Below are 8,818 nucleotides of genomic sequence, written 5' to 3'. Positions count from 1 at the left end.
ACGGGCCACCTGCTCATGAAAGGGGTTGCTGTGTTTCGCGGTGCAAAGATGGCGGACGTCCTGACTGTGGAGGAGACGAAGGCGCTCGCGTGGCTTATGGGGGACACCCGCCAGGTGGCCATCCTCCTACCATGCGACGGCAAGGACAACGGCGTTGGAAGTGCCGTGCGACTGCTGGTTTCCCACACCAAGGTCATTCCGCAGTTTGGCAACGATGGAGTCAGTTTTCTGGTGAAGGTTCAAGCACGGGCGGAGATCGAGCGGCTTTGTCCGTATGAGCGGTTGAGTGAGAAAACCTACAAGCAACTTGAGCAGAAAACTGCCCAGTACATGGAACGGCAGATGCAGGCAGTGATGACAAAACTCCAATCCGACGGTGTAGACGCCTGCCAGTTCGGCACGCGGTTGTTTATCGAAAACCCGCGCAGGTGGCGGCAGATCAGCCAGCAATGGCCAGATTACTTTGCTCGTGCGCAGGTCAAGTTCAATGTACGCGTACACATTACCAGGACCGCTCTGTCTTCCAATACACCCGAATCCGCGGCCTCGCGCAGCGGCTTGGCTCCGCCGGCAGGGCGCGGAGTGACCACACCGTGATCTGGGCCGCACTTTTCACTGCCGTTGCCATAGCAATCCTTGACAAACACGCCCTTCGCCGGGCAAACCGCCGTGAAGTCACAGTGTACTGGTTACTCGTCATGTTGGCGGTCGCCATGTCCGCGCTTGTCTCTTGGCATCTGTGGCCCAACGTGCATCTTCTGGCTCCGTTCGACGCCGCGTTTGGTCCAGTAACAAAATGGATGTACGAGATCATTTAGAAGGGGGTCCGCGCCCCATGTCGAACGCACAGATTTCCCGGTTTCAATTAGTCATCGTGCTCATTTGGAGCATCCTCGGCACCGGCATCGTCACAGTCCCGTTCGTCATTGCCCAGTTCACCGTCCGCGACAGCTGGATTACGGGCCTCCTGTTTGCGGCCGGGGGCCTGATATCCGCCGGTGTTGCGGCGATGTTCCTCCGTGCGCTGCCAGACCGGAATCTCACCAGCGGCTTGATTGACGCATTCGGACCATGGCTGGGGCGCATGTTCTGCCTCTGGTTTCTTGTCTGGCTGTACCTGATTAACTGCACCGTTCTTCGGGAAGCGGAATCGTTTGTGAGTATCACCATCTTGCCTGAGACACCGGAGTACATCATCGGGCTGCTGGCCATGACTGGGATCTCATACATGGTGTACATGGGCGCGGAGGTCCTCGTGCGAGACGGCGAGTTCATTACACCGCTCGCGCTCATTGTGGCGCCGCTTCTCTTCGCCTTGTCCATGCAGCACATGGATGTTCACCAACTGATGCCTGTTCTCGCTTACGGCTGGCAGCCGGTGCTCCGCGGCGCCATAACGCCGGACCTGACCTACGCATTGGAATTTTTGATTAGCCTGCAGTTCGTACGAGCTTTGCGTGATAGCCAGACCCTTCCCAAAGACATAATCACCGCTACGGCCATCCTCACCGTTCTCTTGACGTGTGTCCTGGTAATCACGACAGGGGTGGTGGGGCAGTCCACCAGTTATCTCTCGTATCCGGTGCTTGAAACCGTCCGCAGCATTCGCGTCGGCCGCTTTCTGGAGCGTCTGGACACGCTGTACGTGATGGGAGTGATGTCCACCGTATGCATCAAACTGGCCGTGTTTCACTATGCTTGGTGTGAGGGTATGAAGGACGTGTTCAAGCTGTCGTCGCACCGGATTGTGGCGTATTCTGGTGGCTTGTTCGTGTGGGCTGGCAGCTTTACATTTTTCCGCAGCACGCAGGAAATGGAGCACTTCATCGCTGGTGTGGCGCCAGCGTATTTTGTGCTAACTTTAATCTGTATTCCCCTTTTAGCTGCCACGGTGATGAATTTTCGGAGGCGAGCAAAACGTTAGCCTCGGCAGTCCCTAGAAAAGCCCCTGTAAGTGCATAGCACATCGAAGATAAGAGACATGTATACTTGCCCCAGAGTCAACCCAGACAGAAGGGAGAGGTTAGAATTTAGAGTGAAGACGAGGTGTTTATGATGCCGGGACGTAAGTGGACAGTGGACGAAAAGATGAACATCGTGCTCGAGGGCATGATGCCCGGTGCGAACATCAGCGAGGTATGTCGGCGGCATGGCGTGGCCCAGAGTCTGTATTACAGGTGGCGTGAAGCGTTCCTGGCTGGTGGACGGGCTGGACTTCAGTCCGGACCCTCTACGAGGGAGCAGGAGCTGGAGAAGGAGTTGCAGGAGGCTCGGGCTAAGATCGGTGAACTTACGATGCAGGTGGATGTGTTGCGAAAAAATCGAATTGGGGCCGGAAGTAAATAGCCGTTCTTTGGTCTGTCAGCTCGCCAAAGAAGGGTTTCCGGTCCCAGTGATTGCAAAAGCATTAGGGCTGAACCGGACGTACTGTTACAGCTTGCTGAAGCCGCCTGTGTTAAAGCCGAAGCGGCCTTCTGTGGACAAGGACGCTCTGGTCAAACAGTGGATTCGGAAACTGTGCGAAGAATTCCCCACGTACGGATACCGGCGAATCCAAGTCATGCTGCGTCGCCGATACAACGTGCGGGTGAACCATAAGCGGGTGTACCGGTTGATGAAGGAAATGGGGCTGCTGGTGAAATCTCCGAAGCGGGGCGCTTCACGAGCGAAACGGCGAGGGAAGATACCGGTCACCAGGTCCAACGAGCATTTCCAGTGCGACATGACGAAGGTGTGGTGTGGGAAAGACGGCTGGGGATATCTGTTTGCCGTGATTGACGCTTATGACCGGGAGATTGTAGGGTACTCGTTTTCCCGGTTCTGCCGTACAGAGGACCTGCTGAAGGCTGTGGATATGGCACTGAACTATCGCTTCCCGAACGGCGTTCAAGGTGCCGGTTTGACATTGCGAACGGACACTGGCTGCCAGATGACGAGTCGACGGTTCATCCAAGCGATGAAGGTCTGCCAAATCAACCACGAGCGGACGGGTTACAACAACCCTGATGCTGACGGATACATCGAGCGATTCTTCCGGTCGCTGAAGGAGGAGGAGGTCTGGCTGCAGGAATACAGCAGCTTTGCCGAGGCGAAAGCGGCGATTGAGTCGTACATTCGCTTTTACAACACGGACCGACCGCATTCCGCACTAGGTTATCGCTCGCCGTTGGAATTCAGAAATTGGAAAATGCAACAAAACGCAGCGTGAGACAGTTTTTATCTGAATTGAAAGTCTATCATCTCTCTCTTAAAAGCCATCCCATCTGTCTTGACAAAGTCGGGTTCAATACGTGGATTATGCAAGTGCGGTGTTGAGGTCGGTGTTTCTTGTGGTCACTGATTGCGTTCGCATCAAGGAGTGAGGGCTGGGACTTCGATACGGTGGAGGATTGGAAGCTGACCGAAGTCTCGGTCGAGACACCAACACAATTCCAGGAATACACTACCATAATTCAATGGCACAATAGGTGGTGAGCGAGTACAGTCATCAATATCATCATCATACAAGGAGTGGCAAACTGTGGCCCGTGCTCAGAGTAAAAGCATGATATGATAGTTTCAGAACGGGGGACGTGTAATGGATGAGCAGAAGTTACGACATGTTCTGGCGGAAATGTTACAGCCTATCGAGCAGAGGTTAGACCGTATTGAGGCATCGGTGAAGGAAAGGCTAGATCACATAGAAACCTCACTAAGCCATACCCAGAGTCGATTAAACACGGTAGAGCATCGCATAATGGACATTGGCGATAGCGTTCGACTGGCTGTGCGGCAAATCTCTGCCGGGGCCCAGGAGAGGTGTGGGCTAAGCACCGGCCTTTGCCATCTTCAGCTCTCCAGTCAAACCACCTGAATGCAATGCCCATGGTAGGAACTGTTGAGCGGAATATGCAAGTCCAGTGAAGTAAGTTGGGGTCCCTGCCATCTTGTGGTCACCGGCTGTGATCGCATGAAGGGGACGGGCGGAGAGCCTGTAGGCAAACGTTGGAGGACTGAAGGCGGATTGCAATCTCGGTTTAGACACCATTATCTGGAACAGAGCCCACACCGCCCCGCCTGGAGCGGGTGGGCTCATGATGGATATCAGACATGAACCAGCATTGTCCCCAGAATGCCCAAGCCGTACGCCACCACGCCGACGATGACCCCGGCGAGCGTCATTTCCATGCCGCTCGCCCACCAGCTTCGGGCGGTCACCAGGCTCTTGGCGGCGCCCACGGCGAAGTGGGCGGCTATGCTGACGATGGCCGCTGCCACCATCGCCACGGTCCCGGTCATGAAAAAGAAGGGGACTAACGGCACCAGTCCGCCCACGAGCGTTGACAAACTGCCGATGACGGCAGACTTCCAGTGACTTCCCGCCGACTCGTCGTGAAACCCGAGCTCTTCCTGAGCCATGGTCTTGACAAACAGCTCGGTATCCTGGGCGATTCGCCGTGCCATCTGCCAGGACTCGGCTTCGTCAAACCCTTTGAGTTGATACATCAGGGCGAGCTCTTCAATTTCGTGTTCTGGATCCTCCAGGATCTCCCGCCGTTCATGTGCAATTTCGCTCTGTCGTAGTTCCGTCTCGGATTTGGTGGCGAGCCACGCACCGGCGCCCATGGAGAGGGTGCTGGCCAAAGCGCCAAAGAGGCCGCTGATGAGCACTGTGTTGCTGCTTGCAGTGTAACCGGCCACACCGGCGATGATGCCGAAAATGGCTCCCAAGCCGTCGTTGACGCCGTAGATGGCGTCTCCTATCCAGCCGGCGGTGTGTGTCTTATGCCAGCGCTCCCGTCCCAGGAGTCTTGCGAGGTTTTCTGAAACGCCGCCCAAGGTGGCAGGGTATTGCATGGACATGTCGACAACCTCCTTGCGCTTGTGGATGAATGGCCGAGGTCCGGCCTCAACCATTGTTCGACGGGAAGGAGCGATTAGTCAACAAAAAATTCCATTTTTATGTTCGTCGAAGAACGTGGCCGTTGAGGTGCAATGGAGTGGATTTTGATACCCTTTTTGTACGGAGGAAGGTATTGCTTGGCTGGAGGTTCATTCGAACTTCGTCTGGTCTATAGTGGACGCAACGTTTGCGTGGGGAGGGGTGGCGAATTGATTCGGGCGTACATACTGTTTATCCTTGCCGGACTGGCGGAGATCGGCGGCGGATACCTGGTATGGCTGTGCCTGCGCAATGGAAAACCCTTGTGGGTCGGACTTGCGGGTGGTGTCGTGCTGTTTTTATACGGCGTTATCGCCACCCGTCAGGAGTTCTCTTCGTTCGGCCGGGTGTATGCGGCGTATGGCGGAGTGTTCATCGTGATGTCGCTGTTGTGGGGTTGGTGGGTTGCGAAGGATGTGCCAACGCTGCAGGACTGGGTTGGAGCGACCATCTGTCTGGTTGGCGTTGGCGTAATGCTCTGGGGAACGAAGTGAACGAATTTCGCTTTTTTAGGGGCGCAAATGATATTAGTTCATGACTCATGGCAGCACTCGTATTGACCACTCAATATATTAAGGTATTATGATATAAAGACGAATTTCGGGAGCGTGGTTTTATGGAACATCCGCATGACCGGTCGCAAAAGTCGACTTGCTCCACAGGATCGTCATGGGCACTGTTTGGTATACCGATTGTTGCCATCCTCTGTTGCGGGCTGCCGGTGCTGCTCACGGCATTGGGTCTGACCGCCGCCGGGGCATTTTTGGAGGCGAATCGGTACTTCATCCTGGGCGGGATGGTGCTCTTGATGGGGGTCATGATGTTCATCGGATCGAGAAGGGGAAAGCATTGTGGCCACGGGGCCTGTTGTATGCCGAACACGAACCAGACCCGGCAGACACCGCAGGATGAGCGCTGAGGAGGAACGCACACATGGCACAGCTCAAGCTTCAGCCCGAAACAGCGGTGCAGACCGAAATCTATGCGAAGTTTTTTCACGGGCTGTCCAATCCCACACGGCTTCGCATCGTGGAGATTTTGCTGGACGGCGAAAAGAACGTCAGCCAGTTGGTGGAGGCCACCGGCGCCACGCAGAGCCAGGTATCCAACCAGTTGGCTTGCCTCAAGTGGTGCGGGTACGTCACCTCTCGCCAGGAAGGTAAGTACGTGCTGTACCGGATCTCGGACGAGCGTGTGCGGACCATCCTCCAGTTGGCGAAAGCGATTGTGGCGGACAACGCCGAGCATATCCGCTGCTGTACCCGGATGTAAGAAGGCCCCCTTTCGGCGGGAGGTGGTCGCACCGACAGCGGCACAGTTGCAGAAGGTGTTGGCATGAACGGGGATCTCGCCGTCGTACTCGCTGCCGGCATGATGGCCACCGTCAACCCGTGCGGCGTGGCCATGCTCCCTTCGTACATCGTGCATCTGATTGCGGGCCGTGAGCGCCGTGCGTGGGATGGACTGCGGGCGGGGCTGCAGATGACCGCCGGGTTTCTCACCGTGTTCCTACTGGCAGGAATGGTGTCGGTGATGTTCTCCGAGGTTTTGGGGAAAGCGGTGGCGTGGATTGCGGAGAGCATTGGTGCCCTCTTCGTCGTATTGGGCACACTCATGATGTTTGGCAAGGGCGGACTGGCGTTCCACATTGGCGGTGACTGGAACCTCAAGCCAGGCACGTCATGGTCTGTGTTTCTGTATGGGATTGCGTATGCGCTCGGGTCGCTTGGTTGTACGTCGCCGCTCTTTTCCGTACTGGTCCTCTCCTCGTTTCACAGCGAGGGACTGGCCGGAGGCCTAACCGATCTCATTTTGTACGGTTTGGGCATGGACTTTGTGGTGACGGTCATTTCCCTGGCGTCCACCATCTCGCAGCAGTTGGTCGGCAAGTGGGTGCGGGCCGGGGCTCGCTGGATGGGACGTTTGAGCGGGTTTATCACCTTGGCCACGGGTGTTTAACCTGGTGATCTACTGGTGTGGCCTTACGTTCATCCGGGACAAGGCGTGTGCCAGAAAACGAGGTGCTGCCAAGATGCAACCTGAAAAGCAAAAGGTTCGACTGGCCGTGCAGGGGATGACCTGCACGGATTGCGAGCGTCACGTAACTCTGGCTCTGCAAAGGGTGGGCGCTGAAGGCATTACGGCGAGTTTTCGCAGGGGAGAGGCGACGTTCGAGATCGATCCCGCTCGCCTCGAGGAGGCTAAACGTGCCGTGGCCAACTCGGGGTATGAGCCTGGAGCGGTCGAAATCCTCGATGGATCACCGAGACTGGGAGGGCCTGTCCAGAGCGGTGGCGGCGACCACGAATACGACCTGCTCATCATCGGCACGGGCGGGGCCGCCTTCTCCGCCGCCATCCAAGCCGTCTCTTATGGGGCCAAGGTAGCCATGGTCGAGCGGGGCACCATCGGCGGCACGTGCGTCAATATCGGCTGCGTGCCGTCGAAGACGATGCTTCGGGCAAGCGAAATCAACCATCTGGCCGCCCACAATCCGTTTCCAGGCCTTCACACTTCAGCCGGGTCGGTCAACCTTCAACAGCTTGTCGGCGCCAAAGACGAGCTGGTGGCGGAACTGCGGCAGCACAAGTATGTCGACCTCATCGACGAATACGGGTTCCATCTCATTCGTGGCGAGGCCCGCTTCGTGGACCCGTCGACGGTTGAGGTCGCCGGCCGCAATATTCGGGCCCGCCGGTATCTCATCGCCACGGGCGCATCACCTGCTCTTCCGGACATTGCAGGGCTTGCGGACGTGGATTACCTCGTCAGCACCACGGCACTGGATCTGACGGAGATTCCACGGCGTCTGGCCGTGATTGGCTCCGGCTACATCGCCCTGGAGCTCGGGCAGATGTTTCATCGCCTGGGTTCAGAGGTCACGTTGATGCAGCGAAGCGACAGGCTGCTCAAGGCGTACGATCAGGAGGTCTCCGAGGCCGTCGCTCAGGTGTTGTCACGGGAAGGTATCCGTAGCCTGACGGGCGTCACTTATGAGCGGGTAGAACAACACGGAGACGTGAAACGGGTTCATCTCACGGTGAATGGGCAGGAGCAGGTCGTGGAAGCCGAGGCCCTGCTGGTGGCCACAGGCCGAAAGCCCAATACGGCAGCGTTGAACCTTGAGGCAGCCCAGGTGCGTGTCGGCAGCCGGGGCGAGGTGCTGGTCGACGAATATCTGCGTACGAGCAATCCGAACGTGTACGCCGCCGGGGACGTGACGCTGGGGCCCCAGTTCGTGTACGTGGCGGCGTACGAGGGAGCGCTTGCGGCCGAAAATGCCGTGGGCAGCGCACAGCGAAAGGCGGACCTCACGGTGGTACCGGCGGTGACGTTCACGTCACCTGCCATTGCCACGGTGGGGATGACCGAGGCGAAGGCGAGATCGAAGGGGTATCAAGTCCTCACCTCGGTATTGCCGCTGGAGGCTGTGCCACGGGCGCTGGTGAACCGAGACACAGCCGGACTCTTGAAACTGGTGGCAGATGCGAGGACCCGCAAGCTCCTCGGTGTGCACGTGGTGGCGGAGAACGCCGGAGACGTGATTTACGCCGGCGTGCTCGCCGTGAAGTTTGGGCTCACGATTGAGGATTTGAGATCGACCCTGGCGCCGTACTTAACGATGGCAGAGGGGTTGAAACTGGCGACGCTGACCTTCGATAAGGATGTGTCCAAGTTGTCGTGCTGCGCTGGTTGATCCTTAGGCGGTTGCTCCCAGGTGAGGGCTGTATCGGTCATGCCATGACATGGCCGCTTGAAGAAAAGGGAGGGGGGTGCTTCAAATCGGCTGACATGTGATGAAAGTAAGCGTCAAATAGTCCGCACCTAGCGCCAAGCCTTGGTCTGCGAGATGATTCCCCCAGAACCCAATCATGGAGGGATCATCGTGACGAAAGC

10 protein-coding genes are annotated in these 8,818 nt (G+C 57.2%); 9 read left to right on the top strand and 1 reads right to left on the bottom strand.

Annotation, left to right across the window (positions count from 1 at the left end):
• The 4 genes from BM357_RS18150 to BM357_RS18130 all read left to right on the top strand — a co-directional run.
• On the top strand, window positions 1–597 hold a 597-nt coding region (locus tag BM357_RS18150), incomplete at its 5' end, for a Ger(x)C family spore germination C-terminal domain-containing protein (RefSeq protein ID WP_139234796.1).
• 238 nt (window positions 598–835) lie between these two features.
• The gene (locus BM357_RS18140; RefSeq protein ID WP_074956745.1) at window positions 836–1,924 is read left to right on the top strand and encodes a GerAB/ArcD/ProY family transporter; all 1,089 of its coding nucleotides are present in this window, start codon (window positions 836–838) and stop codon (window positions 1,922–1,924) included.
• A 131-nt stretch (window positions 1,925–2,055) separates the two neighbouring features.
• Window positions 2,056–2,346, top strand: coding sequence for a transposase (locus BM357_RS18135; protein WP_081411978.1), 291 nt, complete (start codon window positions 2,056–2,058; stop codon window positions 2,344–2,346).
• Window positions 2,306–3,208: an IS3 family transposase gene (locus tag BM357_RS18130; RefSeq protein WP_139234795.1), complete on the top strand. Its 903-nt coding sequence runs from the start codon at window positions 2,306–2,308 to the stop codon at window positions 3,206–3,208. Before BM357_RS18135 ends, BM357_RS18130 begins: the two co-directional genes overlap by 41 nt.
• Window positions 3,209–4,083: 875 nt before the next feature.
• Here BM357_RS18130 and BM357_RS18120 read toward each other — a convergent pair.
• Window positions 4,084–4,842 (bottom strand): VIT1/CCC1 transporter family protein, encoded by a 759-nt coding sequence (locus BM357_RS18120; RefSeq protein WP_245784092.1) that lies wholly within the window; start codon window positions 4,840–4,842, stop codon window positions 4,084–4,086.
• A 252-nt stretch (window positions 4,843–5,094) separates the two neighbouring features.
• On the opposite strand from BM357_RS18120, the gene BM357_RS18115 reads away from it, so the two are divergent.
• From BM357_RS18115 to merA, 5 genes are all read left to right on the top strand, one after another.
• Entirely contained in the window at window positions 5,095–5,415 is a 321-nt protein-coding gene (locus tag BM357_RS18115) for a YnfA family protein (protein ID WP_425426570.1), read from the top strand.
• A gap of 122 nt (window positions 5,416–5,537) precedes the next feature.
• Complete coding sequence (locus BM357_RS18110) at window positions 5,538–5,840, top strand: hypothetical protein (protein WP_074956739.1); 303 nt, start codon at window positions 5,538–5,540, stop codon at window positions 5,838–5,840.
• A 14-nt stretch (window positions 5,841–5,854) separates the two neighbouring features.
• Window positions 5,855–6,193, top strand: a complete 339-nt coding sequence (locus BM357_RS18105) for an ArsR/SmtB family transcription factor (protein ID WP_074956737.1) — start codon at window positions 5,855–5,857, stop codon at window positions 6,191–6,193.
• Between the two features lie 63 nt (window positions 6,194–6,256).
• The gene (locus BM357_RS18100; RefSeq protein ID WP_074956735.1) at window positions 6,257–6,880 is read left to right on the top strand and encodes a cytochrome c biogenesis CcdA family protein; all 624 of its coding nucleotides are present in this window, start codon (window positions 6,257–6,259) and stop codon (window positions 6,878–6,880) included.
• Between the two features lie 73 nt (window positions 6,881–6,953).
• On the top strand, window positions 6,954–8,618 hold the full coding sequence (gene merA / locus BM357_RS18095; RefSeq protein WP_074956733.1) for a mercury(II) reductase: 1,665 nt from the start codon (window positions 6,954–6,956) through the stop codon (window positions 8,616–8,618).
• The last annotated feature ends 200 nt before the right edge of the window (window positions 8,619–8,818 follow it).

The sequence above is a fragment of the Paenalicyclobacillus macrosporangiidus genome (assembly GCF_900116805.1).
Classification (GTDB): domain Bacteria; phylum Bacillota; class Bacilli; order Alicyclobacillales; family Alicyclobacillaceae; genus Alicyclobacillus_H; species Alicyclobacillus_H macrosporangiidus.
This window is presented reverse-complemented; position numbering and strand designations above follow the sequence as displayed.

What these genes read in the sequence shown, in the direction of transcription:
- BM357_RS18140 (WP_074956745.1), top strand. Translation starts at nt 836, where the DNA reads ATGTCGAACGCACAGATTTCCCGGTTTCAATTAGTCATCGTGCTCATT.
- BM357_RS18135 (WP_081411978.1), top strand. Translation starts at nt 2,056, where the DNA reads ATGCCGGGACGTAAGTGGACAGTGGACGAAAAGATGAACATCGTGCTC.
- BM357_RS18130 (WP_139234795.1), top strand. Translation starts at nt 2,306, where the DNA reads ATGTGTTGCGAAAAAATCGAATTGGGGCCGGAAGTAAATAGCCGTTCT.
- BM357_RS18120 (WP_245784092.1), bottom strand. Translation starts at nt 4,842, where the DNA reads ATGTCCATGCAATACCCTGCCACCTTGGGCGGCGTTTCAGAAAACCTC.
- BM357_RS18110 (WP_074956739.1), top strand. Translation starts at nt 5,538, where the DNA reads ATGGAACATCCGCATGACCGGTCGCAAAAGTCGACTTGCTCCACAGGA.
- BM357_RS18105 (WP_074956737.1), top strand. Translation starts at nt 5,855, where the DNA reads ATGGCACAGCTCAAGCTTCAGCCCGAAACAGCGGTGCAGACCGAAATC.
- BM357_RS18100 (WP_074956735.1), top strand. Translation starts at nt 6,257, where the DNA reads ATGAACGGGGATCTCGCCGTCGTACTCGCTGCCGGCATGATGGCCACC.
- merA (WP_074956733.1), top strand. Translation starts at nt 6,954, where the DNA reads ATGCAACCTGAAAAGCAAAAGGTTCGACTGGCCGTGCAGGGGATGACC.